This is a genomic window from Agromyces sp. NPDC052230, assembly GCF_040679595.1.
Taxonomy (GTDB): Bacteria; Actinomycetota; Actinomycetes; order Actinomycetales; family Microbacteriaceae; genus Agromyces.
In genome coordinates this window covers 389,862-411,736 of sequence record NZ_JBFAVC010000002.1, presented here as the reverse complement: position 1 = coordinate 411,736, position 21,875 = coordinate 389,862, and the positions used below count along the sequence as shown (strand labels likewise).

18 protein-coding genes are annotated in these 21,875 nt (G+C 68.2%); 8 read left to right on the top strand and 10 right to left on the bottom strand.

Going from position 1 to position 21,875, the window contains the following annotated elements; translation table 11 throughout:
- Positions 1-76: 76 nt before the first annotated feature.
- Positions 77-2,170 carry a DNA topoisomerase IV subunit B gene (locus AB0K73_RS07180; RefSeq protein ID WP_360512090.1) on the top strand — a complete coding sequence of 698 codons (2,094 nt, stop codon included), beginning with the start codon at positions 77-79 and terminating at the stop codon, positions 2,168-2,170.
- On the opposite strand, the gene AB0K73_RS07175 is transcribed toward AB0K73_RS07180, so the two are convergent.
- Together AB0K73_RS07175 and AB0K73_RS07170 are read right to left on the bottom strand one after the other, a co-directional pair.
- Positions 2,171-3,505 carry an FAD-binding oxidoreductase gene (locus tag AB0K73_RS07175; protein WP_360512088.1) on the bottom strand — a complete coding sequence of 445 codons (1,335 nt, stop codon included), beginning with the start codon at positions 3,503-3,505 and terminating at the stop codon, positions 2,171-2,173.
- 143 nt (positions 3,506-3,648) lie between these two features.
- Positions 3,649-6,123, bottom strand: a complete 2,475-nt coding sequence (locus AB0K73_RS07170; protein WP_360512086.1) for a DNA topoisomerase IV subunit A — start codon at positions 6,121-6,123, stop codon at positions 3,649-3,651.
- A gap of 71 nt (positions 6,124-6,194) precedes the next feature.
- Here AB0K73_RS07170 and AB0K73_RS07165 point away from each other — a divergent pair, with 71 nt between their 5' ends.
- A complete protein-coding gene (locus AB0K73_RS07165; protein WP_360512084.1) occupies positions 6,195-7,343 on the top strand; it encodes a nucleotide pyrophosphatase/phosphodiesterase family protein in 1,149 nt (382 codons plus the stop codon).
- A 75-nt stretch (positions 7,344-7,418) separates the two neighbouring features.
- Here AB0K73_RS07165 and AB0K73_RS07160 read toward each other — a convergent pair whose 3' ends face one another.
- Entirely contained in the window at positions 7,419-8,003 is a 585-nt protein-coding gene (locus AB0K73_RS07160; protein ID WP_360512082.1) for a DUF3043 domain-containing protein, read from the bottom strand.
- Positions 8,004-8,040: 37 nt separating this feature from the next.
- On the opposite strand from AB0K73_RS07160, the gene AB0K73_RS07155 reads away from it, so the two are divergent.
- The 5 genes from AB0K73_RS07155 to AB0K73_RS07135 all read left to right on the top strand — a co-directional run bounded on the left by AB0K73_RS07155 (position 8,041) and on the right by AB0K73_RS07135 (position 13,157).
- Positions 8,041-9,465, top strand: a complete 1,425-nt coding sequence (locus AB0K73_RS07155) for a dipeptidase (RefSeq protein WP_360512080.1) — start codon at positions 8,041-8,043, stop codon at positions 9,463-9,465.
- Positions 9,466-9,545: 80 nt separating this feature from the next.
- Complete coding sequence (gene erpA / locus AB0K73_RS07150) at positions 9,546-9,896, top strand: iron-sulfur cluster insertion protein ErpA (protein WP_360512078.1); 351 nt, start codon at positions 9,546-9,548, stop codon at positions 9,894-9,896.
- Positions 9,897-10,098: 202 nt separating this feature from the next.
- A complete protein-coding gene (gene coxB, locus AB0K73_RS07145; protein WP_360512076.1) occupies positions 10,099-11,001 on the top strand; it encodes a cytochrome c oxidase subunit II in 903 nt (300 codons plus the stop codon).
- A complete protein-coding gene (gene ctaD / locus AB0K73_RS07140; protein ID WP_360512074.1) occupies positions 10,998-12,734 on the top strand; it encodes a cytochrome c oxidase subunit I in 1,737 nt (578 codons plus the stop codon). The genes coxB and ctaD overlap by 4 nt, the downstream gene beginning before the upstream one ends.
- Positions 12,735-13,157: a cytochrome c oxidase subunit 4 gene (locus AB0K73_RS07135; RefSeq protein WP_360512072.1), complete on the top strand. Its 423-nt coding sequence runs from the start codon at positions 12,735-12,737 to the stop codon at positions 13,155-13,157. It abuts the gene before it with no gap.
- 74 nt (positions 13,158-13,231) lie between these two features.
- Here the strand turns inward: AB0K73_RS07135 and AB0K73_RS07130 are convergent, their stop codons facing one another.
- From AB0K73_RS07130 to AB0K73_RS07105, 6 genes are all read right to left on the bottom strand, one after another.
- A complete protein-coding gene (locus AB0K73_RS07130) occupies positions 13,232-13,816 on the bottom strand; it encodes a methyltransferase domain-containing protein (RefSeq protein ID WP_360512070.1) in 585 nt (194 codons plus the stop codon).
- An 89-nt stretch (positions 13,817-13,905) separates the two neighbouring features.
- Positions 13,906-14,748 (bottom strand): putative RNA methyltransferase, encoded by an 843-nt coding sequence (locus AB0K73_RS07125; RefSeq protein ID WP_360512068.1) that lies wholly within the window; start codon positions 14,746-14,748, stop codon positions 13,906-13,908.
- Between the two features lie 33 nt (positions 14,749-14,781).
- Positions 14,782-16,422: a ubiquinol-cytochrome c reductase cytochrome b subunit gene (locus tag AB0K73_RS07120; protein WP_360512066.1), complete on the bottom strand. Its 1,641-nt coding sequence runs from the start codon at positions 16,420-16,422 to the stop codon at positions 14,782-14,784.
- A complete protein-coding gene (locus tag AB0K73_RS07115; RefSeq protein WP_360512064.1) occupies positions 16,419-17,495 on the bottom strand; it encodes a Rieske 2Fe-2S domain-containing protein in 1,077 nt (358 codons plus the stop codon). Before AB0K73_RS07115 ends, AB0K73_RS07120 begins: the two co-directional genes overlap by 4 nt.
- A gap of 38 nt (positions 17,496-17,533) precedes the next feature.
- Entirely contained in the window at positions 17,534-18,325 is a 792-nt protein-coding gene (locus AB0K73_RS07110) for a c-type cytochrome (protein ID WP_360512062.1), read from the bottom strand.
- A 51-nt stretch (positions 18,326-18,376) separates the two neighbouring features.
- Complete coding sequence (locus AB0K73_RS07105; protein WP_360512060.1) at positions 18,377-19,015, bottom strand: heme-copper oxidase subunit III; 639 nt, start codon at positions 19,013-19,015, stop codon at positions 18,377-18,379.
- 129 nt (positions 19,016-19,144) lie between these two features.
- Here AB0K73_RS07105 and trpD point away from each other — a divergent pair, with 129 nt between their 5' ends.
- Complete coding sequence (gene trpD, locus AB0K73_RS07100; protein WP_360512056.1) at positions 19,145-20,197, top strand: anthranilate phosphoribosyltransferase; 1,053 nt, start codon at positions 19,145-19,147, stop codon at positions 20,195-20,197.
- Between the two features lie 76 nt (positions 20,198-20,273).
- Here trpD and glpK read toward each other — a convergent pair whose 3' ends face one another.
- Positions 20,274-21,794, bottom strand: a complete 1,521-nt coding sequence (gene glpK / locus AB0K73_RS07095; protein ID WP_360512053.1) for a glycerol kinase GlpK — start codon at positions 21,792-21,794, stop codon at positions 20,274-20,276.
- Positions 21,795-21,875 lie beyond the last annotated feature (81 nt).

Sequence of the window (21,875 nt, the reverse complement as noted above, 5' to 3'; positions counted from 1 at the left end):
CCGTTGAGGCTGGCATTTCGCTGTGCGCGTAGCGCCTCACGCACCGTGTCGTCCGGCGTCAGTAGGCTTGATCGACGTGAGCTCCGACTATTCCGCCCGCCATCTCTCCGTCCTCGAGGGCCTCGAGGCGGTGCGCAAGCGACCCGGCATGTACATCGGTTCGACCGACTCCCGGGGCCTCATGCACTGCCTGTGGGAGATCATCGACAACTCGGTCGACGAGGCGCTCGCGGGCCACGGCAACGAGATCGGCGTGATCCTCCACCCCGACGGCAGCGTCGAGGTACGCGACCGCGCGCGCGGCATTCCCGTCGACGCCGAGCCCAAGACCGGCCTCTCCGGCGTCGAGGTCGTCTTCACCAAGCTGCACGCGGGCGGCAAGTTCGGCTCGGGCTCCTACGCCGCCTCCGGCGGACTGCACGGTGTCGGGGCATCCGTCGTCAACGCCCTCTCCGAACGCCTCGACGTCGAGGTCGATCGCGACGGTCGCACGTGGGCCATGTCGTTCCACCGCGGCGAACCCGGTCTCTTCGAGGACTCCGGCGAGCCCACGCCCGACGCGCCGTTCACGCCGTTCGAGGAGCACAGCGAGCTGCAGGTCGTCGGCAAGGTCGCGAAGGGCGTCACGGGCACGCGCATCCGCTACTGGGCCGACCGGCAGATCTTCACGAAGGGCGCCGAGTTCCAGACCGACGAGTTGCTCGCCCGCGCGCGTCAGACCGCGTTCCTCGTGCCGGGCCTCACGATCGACGTCACCGACGAGCGGGGCGCCGAACCGCACACGACCTCGTTCGAGTTCGAGGGCGGCATCTCGGAGTTCGTCGAGCACCTGGCGACGGATGCCCCCCTCACCGACGTGTGGCGCCTCACGGGCACCGGCGGCTTCACCGAGACCGTGCCGGTGCTCACCGATGGGGGCGCGATGGTGCCGACCGAGCTGCAGCGGGAATGCCAGGTCGACATCGCGGTGCGCTGGGGCACCGGCTACGACACGGTCGTGAAGTCGTTCGTGAACATCATCGCCACGCCCAAGGGCGGCACCCACCACACGGGCTTCGAGCAGGCACTGCTGAAGTTCCTTCGGCAGCAGGTGGAGCAGAACGCGCGGCGCCTGAAGGCCGGGGCTGCGTTCAACGGAGGTGGCAAGCTCGAGAAGGACGACGTGCTTGCCGGGCTCACCGCGGTGGTCACCGTGCGCCTGCCCGAACCGCAGTTCGAGGGCCAGACCAAGGAGGTCCTCGGCACGCCCGCGGCACGCGCCATCGTCGCCAACGTGCTCACGAAGGAGCTCGGGGCCCGGTTCTCATCGCCGAAGCGCGACGACAAGGCGCAGTCGGCGCTGCTCCTCGACAAGGTCGTGGCCGAGATGAAGTCCCGCATCTCGGCGCGGGCCCACAAAGAGACGCAGCGACGCAAGAACGCCCTCGAGAGCTCGTCGCTGCCGGCGAAGCTCGTCGATTGCCGGTCGACGGATGTCGCGCACAGCGAGCTGTTCATCGTCGAGGGCGACTCGGCGCTCGGCACCGCGAAGCTCGCCCGCGACAGCGAACACCAGGCGCTGCTGCCGATCCGCGGCAAGATCCTCAACGTGCAGAAGGCGAGCGTCTCCGACATGCTCGGCAACGCGGAGTGCGCGTCGATCATCCAGGTCATCGGAGCGGGCTCGGGTCGCAGCTTCGACCTGCCGGCTGCGCGGTACGGCAAGGTCATCATCATGAGCGATGCCGACGTCGACGGCGCCCACATCCGCACGCTGCTGCTCACCCTGTTCTTCCGCTACATGCGGCCGATGATCGAGGAGGGCCGTGTCTTCGCCGCCGTGCCACCGCTCCACCGGGTCGTGGTGATGAACGCCGGCTCGAAGCCGAACGACACGATCTACACGTATTCCGAGCCCGAACTGCAGGGCGTGCTCGCGACCCTGAAGAAGCAGGGCAAGCGCTACCAGGATCCGATCCAGCGGTACAAGGGTCTCGGCGAGATGGACGCCGACCAGCTCGCGACGACGACCATGGACAAGCGCAAGCGCACGTTGCGCCGCGTCGGCATCGGCGATGCCGAGAATGCCGGCCGCGTCTTCGAGCTGCTGATGGGCAACGACGTCGCGCCGCGCAAGGAGTTCATCATCGACAGCTCCGATGCGCTGGAGCGCGACCGCATCGACGCCTGATCAGCCGGCCGACGGCCGAATGTTCTGGTTGAGGTGGAAGACGTTCGCGGGATCGTACGCGTCCTTGACCGCGGTGAGCCGGGTGAGCTTCTCCCTCGAGTAGGCCCGGCGGATGCCCCGTTCGCCGTCATCGCCGAGCACGTTGACGTATGCCCCGCTCGCGAAGCGGTCCATCGTGCCGGCGTAGCGTCGAGCGGCGTCCATGCGGGCGTCGTCTTCGGCCGCATCCTGCCAGCGGGAGGCCGCAACGAACTCGAACGCGGTGTCGCGACGCGAGAACGCGGTCTCCTCGTCGGGCACGTCGGCGATGGCGCCGCCGTACGCCTGCAGGCTGACGTTCGGCAGCATTTCGCCGTCACGCGACAGGAGCGCCTCGATGACGCCGTCGTCGAGCGCGTCGAAGTAGTGGCCCTTCCAGTAGCGTCGCCAGGCGTGCTCCTCCTCGTCGTCCTCGCGCGTCTGGAGCTGCAGGTACGGCATCGGTCGAATCATCCGCTCTGTGGGCTCTGCGACGTCGGCAAGGGCGCGCGCGAGGTCCGCGGTCACGGCGGCTCCGTCGTCGGGGTCGCCAACCCAGACGAGCCCCAGTGCGACGACGCCGTCCGCGATGGTGGCGTTCCACGTGGCCTGCCGCGGTGCCTCCACGGCCAGGTCGCGCCATCGGCGCATCGGTTCACGGGCGTCGGGCACGGGATAGTGGAACTCCGCCGCGATGGCGTCACCCGGCTCGGGATGCAGCGCGAACTCGAACTCGGTGACGACGCCGAAGTTGCCGCCGCCACCGCGCAGCGCCCAGAACAGGTCGGGGTGCTCGTCGGTGCTCGCACGCACGGTCTCGCCGTCGGCGGTGACCACCTCGAACCCGGTCACGTTGTCGCAGGAGAGGCCGTGCTGCCGCGCCAGCCAGCCCATCCCGCCGCCGAGCGTGAGACCGCCGACCCCCGTGTGCGAGACGTTGCCGGCCGTGGTGGCGAGGGCATGCGCCTGGGCCGCCACGTCGAGCGCGCCGAGGAGCGCACCGCCCTGGACCCGCGCGCGCCGCTCCACCGGATCGACCACCGCCCGCCCCATCGGCCGCAGGTCGAGCATCAGGCCGTCGTCGGGCACGGCGTGGCCGACGATGCCGTGTCCGCCGCAGCGCACGCCCACGTCGAGGTCGTGTTCGCGGGCGAACCGCACGGCCGCGGCGACGTCGCCCGCGTCGGCGCACTGCACGATGTACCGCGGCCGGCGATCGATCATCGCGTTCCACACCGCTCGCGCGACCTCGTACTCGGTGTCCCCGGGCGCCAGTACCCGCCCCGAGAGCTGAGCCTGCAGGTCCGCTCGCGTCATGGGTCACCTCTCACGGTTCCGGCCGACAGCTGCGCTCGTGGCACCCCGTCGACGATCACCGCCGAATATGCCGCTCGATCGGCGCCGCGTCAAGTGCACCCGCCAAGGGAGTGGCGGCGCGGAGTGACCGAGGACGGCCCCACTCAGCCGATGCGCGTGCCGATGGCGGCGACGACCGCATCGAGTGCCTGTCCCGACGCGTCGCGCTTGGCCCCGCCGTCGGGCAGCTGACGAGCGGATCCGTCGAGGCCGACCGCGAGGGCGGGGGAGCGGCCGACCCAGGCGAGGTGCAGCGCGTCCTCGCCCTTCAGGAAGCGCTGCGCGCGCACACCGCCCGTCGCCCGACCCTTCGCGGGAAACTCCGAGAACGCACTCACCTTCGCGCTGCCCGGGTCGGTGCCGAGGAGCGTCTCGCTGCTCGCCGCGATCGTGACGACCACGACGTCGGCCGCGGCATCCGCCGGCACGCTCGTGAAGTGGATCGCATGAGCGCCGCTCGCGAGGTTGATGCCCGCCATGCCGGCGGCCGGGCAGCCCTGCGGGCGCACCGAAGCGGCCGGGAACCGCAGCAACTGCGCATCGGATGCCACGAACACGAGCTCGTCGCTCTCGTCGCCCTGCACCGCGCCGACGACCTCGTCGCCGGCCTTCAGGCCGATCACCTCGAACTCGGGCTTGTTGGGGTAGGCGCCGGTCGACACGCGCTTGACCACGCCGAGCTTGGTGCCGAGCGCGATCGGGCGGTCGGCGTCGAGCGAGACGATGGCCAGCACCCTCTCGTCTCGGTTCGGCAGGGCGAGGTAGTCGGACACGCGAACACCGGCGCCCAGCTGCACCGACGTCGGCGGCAGCATCGGCAGGTCGACGGGCGTGAAGCGGATGAGTCGACCGAGGCTCGTGACGGCGCCGATCTCGGCTCGGCTCGTGGTGTCGAGTACCGAACGGATGGCGTCGTGCTTGCTGCGCCGAGCGGGCGGCGTGATGGTGACCGGTCCTTCGGCACCCTCGGGCAGGTCGACCCGGGCGATCCGGCCGGTGGCGCTGAGGAACACCCGGCACGGGACATCCATCACCTCGAGGTTGACGGGCGCATGCTTCGCCGTCGCGCGGGCGATGCTCGGGCGAGCGTCGGTGAGCAGGGTGCGGCGGGGCGTGCCGTAACGGTCGGCCACCTCCTCGAGTTCGTCGGAGACGAGCGCCTCGATGCGGTGGCGACGCGCGAGGATCTCCTCGAGTTCGGCGATCTCGGTGCGGAGCCGGTCGCGCTCGGCTTCGAGCTCGATGCGCGAGAACTTCGTGAGGCGGCGGAGACGCAGTTCGAGGATGTATTCGGCCTGCAGCTGACTGAGGTCGAAGACGTCCATCAGGCGAGTGCGCGCCTGGTCGGCCTCGTCACTCGTGCGGATCACCTGGATGACCTCGTCGATATCGAGGATCGCGATGAGCAGGCCCTCGACGAGGTGCAGACGCTCCTTCCGCCGCGCGAGCCGGAACTGCGATCGTCTCGTGACGACCGAGATGCGGTGCGCGACGTAGACCTGCAGGAGCTCGCGCAGCCCGAGGGTCTGGGGTCCGCCGTCGACGAGCGCGACGTTGTTGATGTTGAAGGAGTCTTCGAGGGGCGTCAGCCGATACAGCTGCTCGAGCACCGCCTCGGGGCTGAAGCCCGTCTTGATGCCGATGACGAGGCGCAGGCCCTTGGTGCGGTCGGTGAGGTCGGTGACGTCGGAGATGCCGCTGATCTTCTTGGCGTTCACGCCGTCTTTGATCTTCTCGATGACCTTCTCGGGTCCGACCAGGTACGGCAGCTCGGTCACCACCAGGCCCACCTTGCGCGCCGTGATGTTCTCGATCGACACCTTTGCGCGCGTCTTGAAGCTGCCGCGACCGGTGGCGTAGGCGTCCTTGATGCCGGCGAGCCCGACGATGGTGCCGCCCGAGGGCAGGTCGGGCCCGGGGACGAACTCCATGAGCTCGTCGAGCGTCGCGTCAGGATTCGCGATCAGGTGCCGGGCCGCGCCCACGACCTCGATGAGGTTGTGGGGGACCATGTTCGTGGCCATGCCCACGGCGATGCCGCTCGCACCGTTGACGAGCAGGTTCGGGTAGGCGGCGGGCATCACCTCGGGCTGCTGGGCCGAGTTGTCGTAGTTCGGCACGAAGTCCACGACGTCCTCGTCGAGGCCCTCGGTCATCGCGAGCGCCGGCGCGGCCAGCCTCGCCTCGGTGTAGCGCGGCGCTGCGGGACCATCGTCGAGCGAACCGAAGTTGCCGTGACCGTCGATGAGCGGCACGCGCAGCGTGAACGGTTGCGCCATGCGCACGAGCGCGTCGTAGATGGCCGTGTCGCCGTGGGGGTGGTACTTGCCCATGACGTCGCCGACGACACGTGACGACTTCACGTGGCCGCGGTCGGGCCGCAGGCCCATCTCGGACATGCCGAACAGGATGCGCCGCTGTACGGGCTTCAGGCCGTCGCGCGCGTCGGGCAGCGCCCGCGAGTAGATGACCGAGTAGGCGTATTCGAGGAACGAGCCCTGCATCTCGGTGGCGACGTCGACGTCTTCGATGCGTTCGGCGATCGGCTCGTCTGCGGGCGGGTTCTTGGCTCGGGTCATCCGTCGTCTCTGGGTGAGGTGCTCGGCACGAGGGGAATGGGCCGCGCCCGGCCTGTGCCAGACTGGGCGCGATGCCTGCAATGCTACCGGTGCCCGCCGTCAGTGCCCCGAGGCTTGCCGGGGTGCTCGGCAGTTCGCTCGCCAGCCTCGACGCGCAGGCCAACCCGTTCGAATTGCCCGAGGCATCCGCCGCGGTGATCGTGCTCGTCGACGGGCTCGGCGCGGCCAACATCCAGGCCCGCGCGGGCCACGCTCGGTTCCTGGCCGGGCGGATGTCGCGACGCGACGTGATCCGCACCGTGCTGCCCTCGACGACCGCGGCGGGCATCGCCAGCTTCACCACCGGACGGATGCCGGGCGAGCACGGCCTCGTCGGATACCGCGTGCTCGATCGAGCCAACGATCGCGTCGTGAACCAGCTCACCGGCTGGGACGAGCGGATGTCGCCCGAGACCTGGCAGCGCGTACCGACGCTCTTCGAGACGGCCAGGGAGGCCGGTATCCCGAGTTACGCCGTGGGGTCGGGCAAGCACATCGGGTCGGGCTTCTCGCGCGCCGTGCTGCGCGGCACCGAGTACCGGGCGGCGTCGACGATCGCCGAACGGTTCGCCGCGGCGCGCGAGGTGGTGCGGAACGAGTCCCGAGCCCTCGTGTACGTCTACGTGTCGGAGCTCGACCGCATCGCGCATGCGCACGGCTGGGAGTCCGATCGCTGGCTCGCCGGGCTCGAGCTACTCGACGCCGAGCTGGCGTCGTTCGAACGCGACCTGCCCCGGGGGGTCGGGCTGCTGGTCACAGCCGATCACGGCGTCATCGACGTACCCGCGCACCGGCACGTGTTCATCGACGCTCGGCCGGAGTTGCTCGAGGGCGTCCGGCACGTCGCCGGCGAGCCGCGGTTCCTCTCGTTCTCGCTCGAACCCGGGCTCGATGCGGCCGCGCCCGCGGCGCTCCTCGAGGGCTGGAAGGCCGCAGAGGGCCACCGCGCCTGGGTGCTCGGGCGTGACGAGGCCATCGAGGCCGGCGTGTTCGGCCCGGTCGCCGATGAGGTGCGCGACCGCATCGGCGACATCCTCATCGCCGCACGCTCGGGCGTCGCCTACTACGACCGCCGGGAGGCGAATCGCCAGGGGGAGTCGATGGTGGGCCAGCACGGCTCGCTCACCGACGAGGAGACCCGCGTGCCGCTCATCCGCGGGGGAGCGTACACGCGGGCGTGACGCATCCCGCCGCGCAATCCTGCTCAGGCGCTCGTGCTCGTGCGACGACCGGGCCCGCCACACCGGCGGCCCGGTTCAGGACGGGTACTGACCCCGCTTGACCTGCGGCTTCGGCAGGCGCAGGGGACGCAGCTGGAGCGCGCGCATCGCCGCGTACCAACGCACCCGTTCGGCGTTGCTCTCGCCGAACTTGGCCTTCAGCTTGCGCGTGAGGAGGAAGCCGAGGATGACGACGTCGATCACCGCGACGAGGAAGAACGCCCAGAGCGCGACGATGCCGATGGCCTGCACCTCGGCACTCGGCACGAACGTGAGCAGGATGATCAGGAACATGAACGGGATGAGGATCTCGCCGATGCTGAAGCGCGCGTCGACGTAGTCGCGCACGTACTTCTTCTGCGGGCCGCGGTCGCGGGTGGGCAGGTACTTGTCCTCGCCCATCGCCATGCCGACGCGCGCACGTTCGCGCGCCGCGGCCTGCTTGGCACGTGCCTGCCTCGCCGCTTCCTTGCGGTCGTTCGGCACGAGCGGCCGTTTGCGGGCGGCCTCGCGCTCCGCGCGGCTCGGCGTCGGAGCGCCTTTGCCGGTCTTCGCGGCGGCGGATGCCTCGTTGTCGGCGCCGGCCTCGGGCGCAGGGGTGTTGGTGGGGTGCTTTGCCACGGGAGTCCTCGAATCGGTTGCCCTTAAGATTACCGGCATGACCAAGACCGAACCCACCGGATCCGCCATCGCCGACGCCCACGAAGCCACCGATGCCATCCGTACCGCCGTCGACGCCGGATTCCCCGCCACCGTCGCCGATCTCGCCCGCCTCGTGCGCATCCCATCCGTCTCTTGGCCCGCATTCGACGACGCCCACGTGGCCGCGAGCGCCGAGGCCGTCGCCGAGCTGCTGCGCGCCACGGGCGTGTTCGAGGTGGTCGACGTGCGGCGGGCGCCGGTCGCCGATGGTTCCGAGCTCGGCCAGCCCGCCGTCGTCGCGAGCCGTCCCGCCCGCAACGGGCGGCCGACGGTGCTGCTCTATGCACACCACGACGTGCAACCGCCCGGAAAGGACGAAGACTGGGAGACGCCGCCGTTCGAGCCGACCCAGCGCGGCGATCGCCTGCACGGACGCGGCGCGGCCGACGACAAGGCCGGCATCATGGCGCACGTCGGGGCCATCCGTGCCTTCGCCGAGGTCGCCGGCGATTTCGACCTCGGCCTGGCGATGTTCATCGAGGGGGAGGAGGAATGGGCGTCGCGGTCGTTCGCGAACTTCCTGCACGAGAACCGCGACCTGCTCGCCGCGGATGCGATCATCGTCGCCGACTCCGGCAACTGGGATCTCGAGACCCCGGCGATCACCGTCGCCCTGCGCGGCGCCGTGGCGTTCAACCTGCGCATCGACACGCTGGCGCACGCGTCGCACTCGGGCATGTACGGCGGCGCTGCGCCCGACGCCATGATGGCGGCCATCCGCATGCTCGACTCGATGTGGCACGACGACGGCTCCGTCGCGGTCGAGGGGCTGCGAAGCGCCGACCTGGAGACCCCGCCCTACGACGAGGCGCAACTCCGTGCCGAGGCCGGGCTGCTCGAGGGCGTCACGCCGATCGGCAACGGCACCCTCCTCTCGCGCATCTGGGCCCAGCCCTCGATCACCGTGACCGGCGTCGACGCACCGGATGTCGCGAATGCGTCGAACACCCTCGTGCCGGGCGTGCGGGTGCGGGTGAGTGCCCGCATCGCGCCCGGGCAGGACGCCGGCGAGGCATTCGCCGCCATCCGCGCCCACCTCGAGGCGCACGCACCGTTCGGCGCGCACCTCACCTTCGAGGACATCGACCGGGGTCAGCCCTTCCTCGTCGACACGAGCGGCTGGGCGGTGACCGAGACCCGTGCGGCCATGGCCGAGGCATGGGGGAAGGAGCCCGTCGAGATCGGCGTGGGCGGCTCGATCCCGTTCATCGCCGAGCTCGTCGACGAGTTCCCCGAGGCGCAGATCCTCGTGACCGGCGTCGAGGATCCCGACTCCCGCGCGCACAGCCCCAACGAGTCGCTCCATCTCGGCGTGTTCAAGCGCGCGCTGCTCGCGGAGGCGCTGTTCTTCGCGCGACTCGAGGTTCGCACGGGTTCTTGAGCGCGTATGGGGACGACACCCATGTACGGCGGTTACCATGGAACGAGACATCCGCGTTCCCTGACGCACCGAGGAGAGACATGAGCGACACGATCACCGACACGATGCACGGCGTGAAGCTGAGCGACACCGCCGCAGGCAAGGTCCGCAGCCTCCTCGAGCAGGAGGGCCGCGACGACCTGCGCCTGAGGGTTGCGGTGCAGCCCGGCGGATGCTCCGGGCTGATCTATCAGCTCTACTTCGACGAGCGGCTCCTCGACGGCGACGCCGTCGTCGACTTCTCGGGTGTCGAGGTCGTCGTCGACAAGATGAGCGTGCCATACCTCGATGGCGCCTCGATCGATTTCGAGGACACGATCCAGAAGCAGGGCTTCACGATCGACAACCCCAACGCGCAGGGCAGCTGCGCCTGTGGGGACTCGTTCCACTGATCCGGGGCTGAAAACCACTCCCGAAGGGGGGCCGCGCGAGCGGCCCCCCTTCGGCATTTCGGCCGATTGCGGCTCGAATTCGGCTCTCGGCGGGCCGGACACCGTCCTCCGGTGCACACCCGAACGGTCGAGTCGGAGTAGGCTAGGGACCGATCACCGCGCTTCACTGTGAAGCGCCTTCGAGTCTCCCGAAAGGTCACCGGTGCGCCACAATCGCCGTCTCCGATGGGCTGCTATTCCGATTGCAGCGTCGCTCAGCCTCGTCCTCGCCGGATGTACGCAGGCCCAGCTGAACGGATTCCTTCCGGGGTTCGAGGAGGGAGCCGGTCCGGTCACCAACCACACCGAGCGCATCTCGGGTCTCTGGGTGACATCGTGGATCGTGCTGCTGGTCGTCGGTCTCCTCACGTGGGGCCTCACCATCTGGGCCGTGATCGCCTACCGCCGGCGCAAGGGGCAGACCGGTCTTCCGGTGCAGTTGCGCTACAACATGCCGATCGAGGTGTTCTACACCATCGTCCCGCTGATCTTCGTGCTCGGGTTCTTCGCGTTCACGGCGCGTGACCAGGCGGCGATCGAACAGCGGTTCGCCGACGACGAGGTCGACGTCCGCATCGAGGCGATCGGCAAGCAGTGGGCCTGGGACTTCAACTACATCGACGAAGACGTCTACTCGCCCGGCATCCAGGGCCAGCTCGACGAAGAAGGTCCCGCAGGCTCGGTCGTGCAGTCCGAACTGCCCAAGCTCGTCCTGCCCGTCGGGCAGAACGTCGAGATCAAGCTCGAGGCGCGCGACGTCATCCATTCGTTCTGGGTCCACGACTTCCTCTACAAGAAGGACATGATTCCGGGTCAGACGAACTACATGTCGTTCGTTCCCGAGCGCGAGGGCACGTACGCCGGCAAGTGCGCCGAGCTCTGCGGCGAGTACCACTCGCTCATGCTCTTCAACGTCGAGGTCGTCTCCGAGGAGGAGTACGACGCGTACATCGAGTCGCTTCGCGACCTCGGCCAGGAGGGCCAGCTCTCCACCGATTACGACCGCCGCCAGAACCAGCCCGGCACGGGCGAGCCCGAATTGAAAGAGGAGCAGGAAGCCGAATGAGCACCACGACCGCACCGGCTCGACCGCAGTCGAGCAGCCTGCCGTTCGGTACCTCGAAGGTCGAGCGCAAGGGCAACACCCTCGTCAGGTGGATCACCACGACCGACCACAAGGTGATCGGGTACCTCTACCTGATCACCTCGTTCATCTACTTCTGCATCGGTGGCGTGATGGCGCTGATCATCCGCGCCCAGCTGTTCGAGCCCGGACTCGAGATCGTCCAGACGCGCGAGCAGTACAACCAGCTGTTCACGATGCACGGCACGATCATGCTGCTGATGTTCGCGACGCCGCTGTTCGCGGGCTTCGCGAACGTGCTGATGCCGCTGCAGATCGGCGCGCCCGATGTCGCGTTCCCGCGCCTGAACGCGCTGGCGTACTGGTTCTTCAACTTCGGTTCGCTCATCGCCGTCGCGGGCTTCTTCACGCCGCAGGGCGCTGCCTCGTTCGGCTGGTTCGCGTATCAACCACTCGCATCGACGACGTTCTCACCAGGCATCGGCGGCAATCTCTGGATGGTCGGCCTCGGCTTGTCGGGTTTCGGCACGATCCTCGGTGGCGTGAACTTCATCACGACGATCATCACGATGCGCGCGCCCGGCATGACCATGTTCCGCATGCCGATCTTCACGTGGAACACGCTCGTCACGTCGATCCTGATCCTGATGGTGTTCCCGGTCCTCGCGGCCGCGATCCTCGCCGCGGCTGCCGACCGCATCCTCGGCGCCCACATCTACGATCCGGCCAACGGCGGTGTGATCCTCTGGCAGCACCTCTTCTGGTTCTTCGGCCACCCCGAGGTGTACATCATCGCGCTGCCGTTCTTCGGCATCGTCTCGGAGGTGTTCCCGGTCTTCAGCCGGAAGCCGATCTTCGGGTACAAGACGCTGATCTACGCGACCATTGCGATCGCGGCCCTGTCCACCACCGTCTGGGCGCACCACATGTACGTCACGGGCTCGGTGCTGCTGCCGTTCTTCGCGCTGATGACGATGCTCATCGCGGTGCCCACGGGTGTGAAGATCTTCAACTGGGTCGGCACGATGTGGCGCGGTTCGATCACGTTCGAGACGCCGCTCGTCTGGGCCATCGGCTTCCTCATCACGTTCGTGTTCGGCGGCCTGACCGGCGTCATCCTGGCGTCGCCGCCGCTCGACTTCCACGTCTCCGACACGTACTTCGTCGTCGCGCACTTCCACTACGTGGTGTTCGGCACGGTCGTGTTCGCGATGTTCTCGGGCTTCTACTTCTGGTGGCCGAAGTGGACCGGCAAGATGCTCAACGAGAGCCTCGGCAAGTGGCACTTCTGGTTGCTGTTCATCGGCTTCCACACGACGTTCCTGGTCCAGCACTGGCTGGGCGTGGTGGCCATGCCGCGCCGGTACTACTCGTACCTGCCCGAAGACAACGTCACGTGGATGAACCAGCTCTCGACGGTCGGCGCAGCCATCCTCGCGGTCTCGATGGTGCCGTTCTTCCTGAACGTCTACATCACGGCTCGTCGCGCCCCGAAGGTCACGGTGAACGACCCGTGGGGTTACGGCCGTTCGCTCGAGTGGGCGACGAGCTGCCCGCCGCCGCGCCACAACTTCACCTCGATCCCGCGTATCCGCTCGGAGTCCCCGGCGTTCGACCTCAACCACCCCGAGGCGGGCATACCGGTGGGCATCGGCCCGGCCAAGGATGCGCCAGACGCACCGGTGTACGACGCAGCGACGGAGGAAGTCAAGTAGATGCGCGCCAATGTCATTCTCTTCTGGACTCTGTTCGTCTTCTTCGCGCTGGCCGCGATCGTCTACGCGTACTGGACCTGGATCGACGAGCTGCAGCCAGGTATCGAGCCTGCCGGCACCGTAGCGCTCACGCTCACCGCGGTGCTGGGGGCGTTCATCGCCTTCTACCTCGGCCGGGTGCACAAGGCACAGGGTGACGAGCTGCCCGAGGATCGCCTCGACGCGAACATCGACGACGGCGACCCCGAGCTCGGGTTCTTCAGCCCGTGGAGCTGGTGGCCGATCACGCTCGCAGCCGCTGCGGCGCTCGGTTTTCTCTCGCTCGCCGTCGGCTGGTGGATGTTCCCCATCGCCTTCGTGCTCTTCCTCGTGGCCATCGTCGGTTGGGTGTACGAGTACTACCGCGGCAACTTCGCTCGCTGACATCCGCAGATCTGAATCGGACCGCCCCGGCACCATCGCCGGGGCGTTCCGCGTTTGTCAAGTGAACCAGTCGATCACCTACGCGTCGCCGCGACGACCCACCATCTCGGTCCGGCTCGCAGCCGGTGGAGCTCGAACCCCGCCAGCTCGAGGACACCGTACATCGCGGTGGGGGAGTGGATGTAGCCGCGATAGTCGCGGCCGCGGAACCGCATCCACGCGTTGCCCAGGCGGACGGCAACGCGTGTGAACCACGTGCGTGGTGGGTGGCTGAACACGATGGCTCGACGCGCGTGGGTCGCCGCGGCTCCGAGGAGCCGCTCCGAGTCCGGGTAGCAGCAGACGACCCGGTGGAGTACCACGTAATCGGCGGCGGCGACTCGCCCACCATCGGCCGCCAGGTCGATGCCGATGAGGCGCGTCGCCCGAGAGGCGAGGCCGCGCTCCTCCAGCAGGCTGCGCGCCTCCGACTCGTAGGCGGAGGACAGCTCGAGGTTGGTCGCCTCCCGTGCTCCACGTGCGAGCAGCTCGATCTGGATCTCACCCACGCCGCCCCCGATCTCCAGAACGGTGCGGTCTTCGAGGCCCATCGAGGCGAGGCGGTCGACGATGGGAAGTTCGACGGTCGTCAACCCGTGCCGTCGGTACCGCTGCGCCATACCGTGAGCGAAGCGTGCGTCGAACACGTTCTCGTATCGAGCCGATCCCGAGCTGCAGCAATCGGACATGGGCCCAGTATGCACCCGCTTCAGCCGCACGGCGACGCCAGTTCGAACGCGAGGACGTCCACGGCGACCGTCACCTCGAGGCTACCGACGGTGGAGCCGTCGGCGAGGGATGCAGCGTGGTGGGCCGAGGGCCCCATTCCCGCGAGCAACACGCGAGTGGCGGAATCGGCCTCGATGGCGTACTGCACCCGGGTGGCGCTATGCCGCAGAAGGCCGACCGCCGCGAACTGCTCCGTCACCGTCTCGGCCTTCTGCGGGGGAATGCCGAGCAGCGAGCCGAGTTCGAGCAGCTCGCGCAGGTGGTCTGCGCGGGGCACGACCACCACGAGCCGACCACCGGGGCGCAGGATTCGGGCGAACTCGCTCGGATTGCGGGGCGCGAACACGTTCACGACCACATCGGCGACATCGGAGCGGAGGGGCAGCGGACGCCAGATGTCGAGGACGACGCCGGTGGCGCCGGGAACCACTCGGAGCGCCGACCGCACCGCGTGGGGCGAGCGGTCGGCGAGGAGGAACTCCGCACCCGGCCGTGCGTCACCGATCCGCGCGGAGTAGTACCCGGTGCCGCAGCCCAGGTCCGCGACGCGCAGACGCTCTCCCACATCCGCCGACGTCGCTGTGCGTGCCAACTCCTCGGCGATCGGCAGGTACGCGCCGCGGCCGAGGAACGCCGCACGCGCGGCGAGCATCTCGTGGTCGTCGCCGACCGTGCGCGGTGCCTTCGGATCCAGCAGAGTGAGGTACCCGTGCTTGGAGCGGTCGAAGCGATGACCACGTTCGCATCCGAAGACACACTCGTCGATCGGGGAGAGGTCGGAGAAGCAGTTCGGGCACCGGAACCACGTCGAGTCAATCGACATGGTGCCCGGTGCCCGAAATCGCGGTCGGCTGGCTCAGTGCTGCGTGGTGGTCGCCTCAACGGCCGCGTGGGGCGTGTGGTGCGCCGCCTCGAGCTCGCCGCGGGTGACCGGCGCGATGCGGTCCTCGAAGAACCACCGCGACAGTCCGGCCCGCACGCGCTGACCGCCCGTGATCTTGCCGCGCGCGTTCGGCCGCAGCATGAGCGGCTCGTACGACTCGAAGCTCACGAGACGCCAGCGCTCGTACTCGTCGAGGGGCTGGTGCACCTCGATGAACTCGCCGCCAGGCAGCTTCACGATGCGGCCCGACTCGTAGCCGTGCAGCACGACCTCGCGATCCTTCTTCTGCAGCGCGATGCACACGCGCTTGGTGATGAAGTACGCGATGAACGGCCCGATGATCACCACGGCCTGGAGTGCGTGGATGACGCCCTCCATGGTCAGCAGGAAGTGCGTTGCGAGGATGTCGGAGCTCGCCGCAGCCCAGAGGCCTGCGTAGAACGTGACGCCGGCGGCGCCGATCGCCGTGCGGGTGGGCGCGTTGCGCGGACGGTCGGCGATGTGGTGCTCGCGGTGGTCTCCCTTGATCCACGCCTCGAGGAAGGGGTAGATCAGCACGGTGACGATGAAGCCACCGAGCACGATGAGGGGCACGAGGATGTTGAACGACCACGTGCGGTCGAACAAGACGAACTCCCAACCCGGCGGGATCAGACGCAGGGCACCGTCGGCGAAGCCGATGTACCAGTCGGGCTGCGTGCCGGCGGAGACCGGCGACGGGTCGTATGGGCCGTAGTTCCAGATCGGGTTGATGGTGAACAGCGCCGCGATGAGCGAGATCACGCCCCAGATGATGAACATGAAGCCGCCGGCCTTGGCCGCGTAGATCGGCAGGATGGGCGGGCCCACGGAGTTGGTCGGCTCTCGTCCGGGGCCGGCGAACTGCGTGTGCTTGTGGATGAACACGTATCCGACGTGCACCGCGATGAGGGCGACGATGAGCGCAGGCAGCAGCAGGATATGCAGCGCGTAGAGGCGTCCGACGATGTCGGTACCCGGGAACTCGCCGCCGAAGAGCAGGAACGAGGTCCACGTGCCGATCACGGGCATGCCCTTGATCATGCCGTCGATGATCCGCAGGCCGTTGCCCGAAAGCAGGTCGTCGGGGAGCGAGTAGCCGGTGAAGCCCTCACCCATCGCGAGGATGAAGAGGATGAAGCCGAACACCCAGTTGATCTCGCGCGGCTTGCGGAACGCGCCGGTGAAGAACACGCGCAGCATGTGCAGGCCGATCGCAGCCACGAACAGCAGCGCCGCCCAGTGATGCATCTGGCGCACGAAGAGCCCGCCACGGATGTCGAACGAGATGTCGAGGGTCGACGCCATCGCCACCGACATCTCGACGCCCTTGAGCGGCACGTAGGAGCCGTCGTACTCCACTTCGGCCATGGAGGCCTGGAAGAAGAACGTCAGGAACGTGCCCGAGACGAGCACGACGATGAAGCTGAAGAGGGCGACCTCGCCGAGGAGGAACGACCAGTGGTCGGGGAAGGCCTTCCGGCCGAGGCCCTTGATCGCGACGGCGATGCCGGTCCGATCGTTGACGTACTCCGATGCCGCCGCCGTGAAGGAGCGCTTCTCAGGCGCGGTTGATCGGGTCGATGCGGTGCTCAATTGCGCTCCCAGAAGCTCGGGCCAACGGGTTCGGTGAAGTCGCTCTGTGCGATGAGGTAGCCCTCATCGTCGACGGCGATCGGAAGCTGCGGCAGCGGGCGCTTGGCCGGGCCGAAGATGACCTCGCAGTGGTTCGTCACGTCGAACTGCGACTGGTGGCAGGGGCAGAGCAGGTGGTGCGTCTGCTGCTCGTAGAGGGCCACGGGGCATCCGACGTGCGTGCAGATCTTGGAGTACGCGACGATGCCCTGGTACGACCAGTCGGCTCGCTCGGGGGACTCCTTGAGGTCGCCGGGCTCGAGTCGCATGAGCAGCACGGCGGCCTTGGCCTTCTCCTCGAGCTTGCCGTGCTCGAGGTCGTTGAGTCCCTCGGGGATCACGTGGAAGGCGCTGCCGAGCGTGACGTCGGCAGCCTTGATCGGCACGCCCGACGGGTCGAGGGCCAGGCGCGTGCCCTCCTTCCACATGGTGTGGTTCAGCAGCGCGACCGGGTCCTGGTCTTGCGGGGCGAGGCCGCGGAACAACACGACGGCCGGCAGCGGGAATACGATGAGGGCACCGATGAGGCTGTTGCGGATGACCGTGCGACGGCTGAAGCCGGACTCCTCGTCGGCCTGGCGGAAGACCTCCACTGCGCCCTGCTGGGTCGCGGCCGAGGAAGAGATGGGGTGGCGGGTGTCGATCGACTCGGCCGAGGTCATCAGCGACTTGCCCCAGTGAACCGCACCGAAGCCGAGGCCGAGGAGCGCGAGTGTGACGCCGATTCCGATGAACATGTTGTTCAGGCGCACGGCGCCGACGTCGTTCGACTCGATGGGGAACAGCATGTACGCCGCGATCGCCCAGACGCTGCCGAGGATGGAGATGTAGAACAGCGTGAACACCGTGCGCTGTGCGCGTCCCTCGCGCTTGGGGTCCTCGTCGGTGACACGGGGACGGTGCGGCTCGAAGCCGGGGTTCGCGAACGCATCGTGGGGGATGACTGCCGTTCCGGTGGAACCGGCGAACTCCTGCTCGGCGTGCGACGAGTCGGCAGCGACGAGCTCAACGCCGCTGTGGTCGTCCTGGGCCATGGTTCTCCTTCTTCAACTGCTTCGATGCTGTGCGTGCGCTAGTTGGACTTCGCCGTGATCCACACGGTGATCGCGACGATCGCGCCGAGACCGAAGATCCAGATGAACAGGCCCTCAGCGACCGGACCGAGCGAGCCGAGCTCGAAACCGCCGGGGGAGCGGTTGTCTTGGACGTACTTGAGGTACGTGATGATGTCGCGCTTGTCTTCGGGCGAGATGTTCAGGTCGTTGAACACCGGCATGTTCTGGGGGCCCGTGACCATGGCCTCGTAGATGTGCACGCCCGAGACATCCGTCAGCGCGGGGGCGAACTTGCCCTCGGTGAGCGCACCGCCGGCGCCCGCCACGTTGTGGCACATCGCGCAGTTGATGCGGAACAGCTCGGCGCCGTTGGCCGCATCGCCGCCGCCGTTGACGAGGCTGTCGGCGGGGATGTCGGGGCCGGGGCCGAGCGACGCCACGTAATAGGCGAGCTGCTTGACCTGCTCATCGGTGAACTGCGGCGGCTTGACCTGCGCCTGCGGGCCCTGCATCTGCATCGGCATGCGGCCCGTGCCGACCTGGAAGTCGACGGATGCCGCGCCGACGCCGATGAGGCTCGGGCCCTCGGAGGACCCCTGCGCATCGAGGCCGTGGCAGGTTGCGCAGTTCGCCTGGAAGAGCTTCTTGCCCTCCTCGATCGTCTCCTGCGAGTTGGGCTCAGCCTCGGCCTGTGCCACCGAGCCGGTGCTCAGCGCCGCATATGCCCCACCGGTGAAGACCAGGCCGAGCGCCAGCAGTGCGATGGTGGCGATCGGACTCCGGCGGCCGGTGCGCTTCGAGCGGTTCATCGATTTCTTCCTGTTCACGGTCATGCTGTTCGTGGCGCTCCTGCTGCGGACTTATTTGAGGACGTAGATGACGAGGAACAGGCCGATCCAGACGACGTCGACGAAGTGCCAGTAGTACGACACCACGATGGCGCTCGTGGCCTCGCGGTGGCCGAAGTTCTTGACCGCGAACACGCGGCCGATGACGAGGAGGAACGCGATCAGACCACCCGTGACGTGCAGGCCGTGGAAGCCGGTGGTGAGGTAGAACGCGGAGCCGTAGGCGTTCGAGTCGATCGCGATGCCCTCGGAGACGAGGGTGGCGTACTCCCAGATCTGACCCGCGACGAAGATGGCGCCCATGGCGTAGGTGAGGAAGAACCACTCGACCATGCCCCACTGCGTCGGCTTCCAGCCGGTGGAGTAGGGCTGCAGGCGCTCAGCCGCGAACACGCCGAACTGGCACGTGAACGACGACAGCACGAGGATGATCGTGTTCGTCAGCGAGAACGGGAAGTTCAGGCGATTCGCCTCGAACTCCCACAGCTCGGGCGACATCGACCGCAGCGTGAAGTAGATCGCGAACAGACCAGCGAAGAACATGACCTCGCTGCCGAGCCAGACGATCGTGCCCACCGCGACGGTGTTCGGTCGTTTGATCACGGGCGCGCTCGCCTGATAAGTGATTGAGGTGCTCGTCACGCACACCATTATGGCTGAAATCGCGCCTGAGTTTTCGTCAGGCCGGACACCTGTGTCCGTACCCGCGTCGACGTGTCCCGAGATTCCGGAGTGCCGGAGCCGGGAATCCGCCCAGAATCGGGGCCGTAGGATCATTCCATGCCCACCCGACAGCATTGGCCGACGATCATTTCCGCGCTCCTGGAGGGCGAGGACCTCAGCGTGTCGGATGCGGCGTGGTGCATGGAACAGGTCATGACCGGCACGGTCACCCCCGCGCAGTTGGCCGGGTTCCTCATCGCACTCAGCGTGAAGGGCGAGACGGTCGACGAGATCGTCGGCTTCCGCGATGCCGTGCTCGAGCACGCGGTTCCGCTCCCCGTCGACCCGATGGCGCTCGACATCGTGGGCACGGGCGGCGACCGGTTCGGCACGGTCAACGTGTCGACCATGGCCTCGGTCGTGGCTGCGGCATCCGGAGTCCCCGTGATCAAGCACGGCAACCGGGCCGCGAGCTCGTCGTCGGGCTCGTCCGACGTGCTGGCCGCACTCGGGCTCGACCTCGCGCTGCCCGCCGAGCGGGTGGCCGAGGTGCTCGGCGAGGCCGGCATCACCTTCGCCTTCGCCGGCGCATTCCATCCGGGCTTCCGCCACGCGGGGCCGGTGCGATCCGAGCTCGGCGTGCCGACGGTGTTCAACTTCCTCGGGCCGTTGTGCAACCCGGCACGACCCGAGGCGTCGGCGGTCGGCGTGGCGAACCTCGACCGCGTGCCCCTCATCGTCGGCGTCTTCCAGACCCGCGGGGCCACGGCGCTCGTCTTCCGCGGCGACGACGGCCTCGACGAACTCACGACCACGGGCCACAGCCACATCTGGGAGGTCTCGCGCGGCATGGTCAAGGAGCACGACCTCGACCCGCGCGAACTCGGCATCAAGCGCACGACCATCGAGGAGCTCGTGGGCGGCGACGCCGCGCACAACGCGGCGATCGTGCACCGTGTGCTCGGGGGCGAACGCGGCCCCGTGCGCGACATCGTCGTGCTCAATGCGGCCGCCGGACTCGCGGCGTTCGAGCTCGCGAAGGACCCCACGCAGTTCCAGCGCGCCGTGCTCGACCGGTTCCACGACAAGCTCGCCGTGGCCGAGGAGGCCATCGACAGCGGCGCCGCCGAGCGCAAGCTCGAGGAGTGGATCACCGCCACCCGGCGGTGAGCGCGCCTCCATCTGGTCGCGAACAGACGAGAGGCCCCGCGGATGTCGCGGGGCCTCTCGTGTCCGTCGTGGGGCGTCAGCCGTGCGACACGTCGTCGTCGACCCAGTCGAACGTCTTCGTGACGGCCTTCTTCCACAGGCGCATCTGACGGTCGCGCTCCGCGGGATCCATCTTGGGCTCCCACCGCGAGTCCTCCTGCCAGTTGGCGCGAAGCTCGTCGAGGTCCGACCAGAATCCGACCGCGAGGCCCGCGGCGTAGGCGGCACCGAGGGCCGTGGTCTCCGCGACGACCGGACGCACCACGGGCACGCCCAGGATGTCGGCCTGGAACTGCATGAGCGTGTTGTTCGCGATCATGCCACCGTCGACCTTCAGCTCGGTGAGGTCGACACCCGAGTCGGCATTGACCGCGTCGAGCACCTCTCGGGTCTGGAAGGCGGTCGCCTCGAGCACCGCCCGAGCGATGTGGCCCTTGTGCACGTACCGGGTGAGGCCGACGAGCGCGCCACGGGCATCGGGTCGCCAGTACGGCGCGAACAGCCCCGAGAACGCCGGCACGAAGTAGGCGCCGCCGTTGTCGTCGACGGTCTTCGCCAGTTCCTCGATCTCGGCTGCGCTCGAGATGAGCCCGAGGTTGTCGCGCACCCACTGCACGAGCGAGCCCGTGACTGCGATGGCGCCCTCGAGTGCGTAGTGGGGCTTGTCATCGCCGAGCTTGTAGCCGAGCGTTGTGAGGAGCCCGTTCTTGGAATGCACGATCTCCTCACCGGTGTTGAAGATGAGGAAGTTGCCCGTGCCGTAGGTGTTCTTCGACTCGCCGGGATCGAACGCGGCCTGCCCGAACGTGGCAGCCTGCTGGTCGCCCAGGATGCCCGCGACCGGCACCTCGCGCAGCAGGCTCGAGGGTTCGACGGTGCCGTAGACCTCCGACGACGCCTTGATCGCCGGCATCATCGAGCGCGGCACGCCGAAGGCGGCGAGGATGTCGTCGCGCCACTCGAGGGAGGCGAGGTCCATGAACATCGTGCGGCTCGCGTTCGTGACATCCGTCGCATGCACGCCGCCCTCGGTGCCGCCCGTGAGGTTCCAGAGGACCCAGCAGTCGGTGGTGCCGAACAGCAGATCGCCTGCCTCGGCCCTTTCGCGCGCGCCCTCGACGTTCTCGAGGATCCACACGATCTTCGTGCCCGAGAAGTACGTGGCGAGCGGGAGGCCGACGTCCTGCTTGAAGCGCTCGACGCCGCCGTCGGCCGCGAGGCGATCGACGATCGGCTGGGTGCGGGTGTCCTGCCAGACGATGGCGTTGTACACGGGCTCGCCGGTGTTCTTGTCCCACACCACGGCGGTCTCGCGCTGGTTGGTGATGCCCACTGCGGCGATGTCGTGGCGCGTGAGGTCGGCCTTGCCGAGGGCCTGGCCGATCACCTCGCGGGTGTTGCGCCAGATCTCCATCGGGTCGTGTTCGACCCATCCGGCCTTGGGGAAGATCTGCTCGTGCTCGAGCTGTCCGGTCGAGACGATGGAGCCCCGCTTGTCGAAGATGATCGCGCGCGACGACGTCGTGCCCTGGTCGATCGCCAGGATGTAGTCAGCCATGACTTCCTCTCAGATGGTTCGGATGCCTCGCCGGCGTCGGCGAGGCAGGGTGTGCCTGCGGAAACGCAGCGGGGCCGGTCC

What these genes read in the sequence shown, in the direction of transcription:
- AB0K73_RS07175 (WP_360512088.1), bottom strand. Translation starts at nt 3,505, where the DNA reads ATGACGCGAGCGGACCTGCAGGCTCAGCTCTCGGGGCGGGTACTGGCG.
- AB0K73_RS07170 (WP_360512086.1), bottom strand. Translation starts at nt 6,123, where the DNA reads ATGACCCGAGCCAAGAACCCGCCCGCAGACGAGCCGATCGCCGAACGC.
- AB0K73_RS07165 (WP_360512084.1), top strand. Translation starts at nt 6,195, where the DNA reads ATGCCTGCAATGCTACCGGTGCCCGCCGTCAGTGCCCCGAGGCTTGCC.
- AB0K73_RS07155 (WP_360512080.1), top strand. Translation starts at nt 8,041, where the DNA reads ATGACCAAGACCGAACCCACCGGATCCGCCATCGCCGACGCCCACGAA.
- erpA (WP_360512078.1), top strand. Translation starts at nt 9,546, where the DNA reads ATGAGCGACACGATCACCGACACGATGCACGGCGTGAAGCTGAGCGAC.
- ctaD (WP_360512074.1), top strand. Translation starts at nt 10,998, where the DNA reads ATGAGCACCACGACCGCACCGGCTCGACCGCAGTCGAGCAGCCTGCCG.
- AB0K73_RS07135 (WP_360512072.1), top strand. Translation starts at nt 12,735, where the DNA reads ATGCGCGCCAATGTCATTCTCTTCTGGACTCTGTTCGTCTTCTTCGCG.
- AB0K73_RS07130 (WP_360512070.1), bottom strand. Translation starts at nt 13,816, where the DNA reads ATGGCGCAGCGGTACCGACGGCACGGGTTGACGACCGTCGAACTTCCC.
- AB0K73_RS07125 (WP_360512068.1), bottom strand. Translation starts at nt 14,748, where the DNA reads ATGTCGATTGACTCGACGTGGTTCCGGTGCCCGAACTGCTTCTCCGAC.
- AB0K73_RS07115 (WP_360512064.1), bottom strand. Translation starts at nt 17,495, where the DNA reads ATGGCCCAGGACGACCACAGCGGCGTTGAGCTCGTCGCTGCCGACTCG.
- AB0K73_RS07110 (WP_360512062.1), bottom strand. Translation starts at nt 18,325, where the DNA reads ATGAACCGCTCGAAGCGCACCGGCCGCCGGAGTCCGATCGCCACCATC.
- AB0K73_RS07105 (WP_360512060.1), bottom strand. Translation starts at nt 19,015, where the DNA reads ATGGTGTGCGTGACGAGCACCTCAATCACTTATCAGGCGAGCGCGCCC.
- trpD (WP_360512056.1), top strand. Translation starts at nt 19,145, where the DNA reads ATGCCCACCCGACAGCATTGGCCGACGATCATTTCCGCGCTCCTGGAG.
- glpK (WP_360512053.1), bottom strand. Translation starts at nt 21,794, where the DNA reads ATGGCTGACTACATCCTGGCGATCGACCAGGGCACGACGTCGTCGCGC.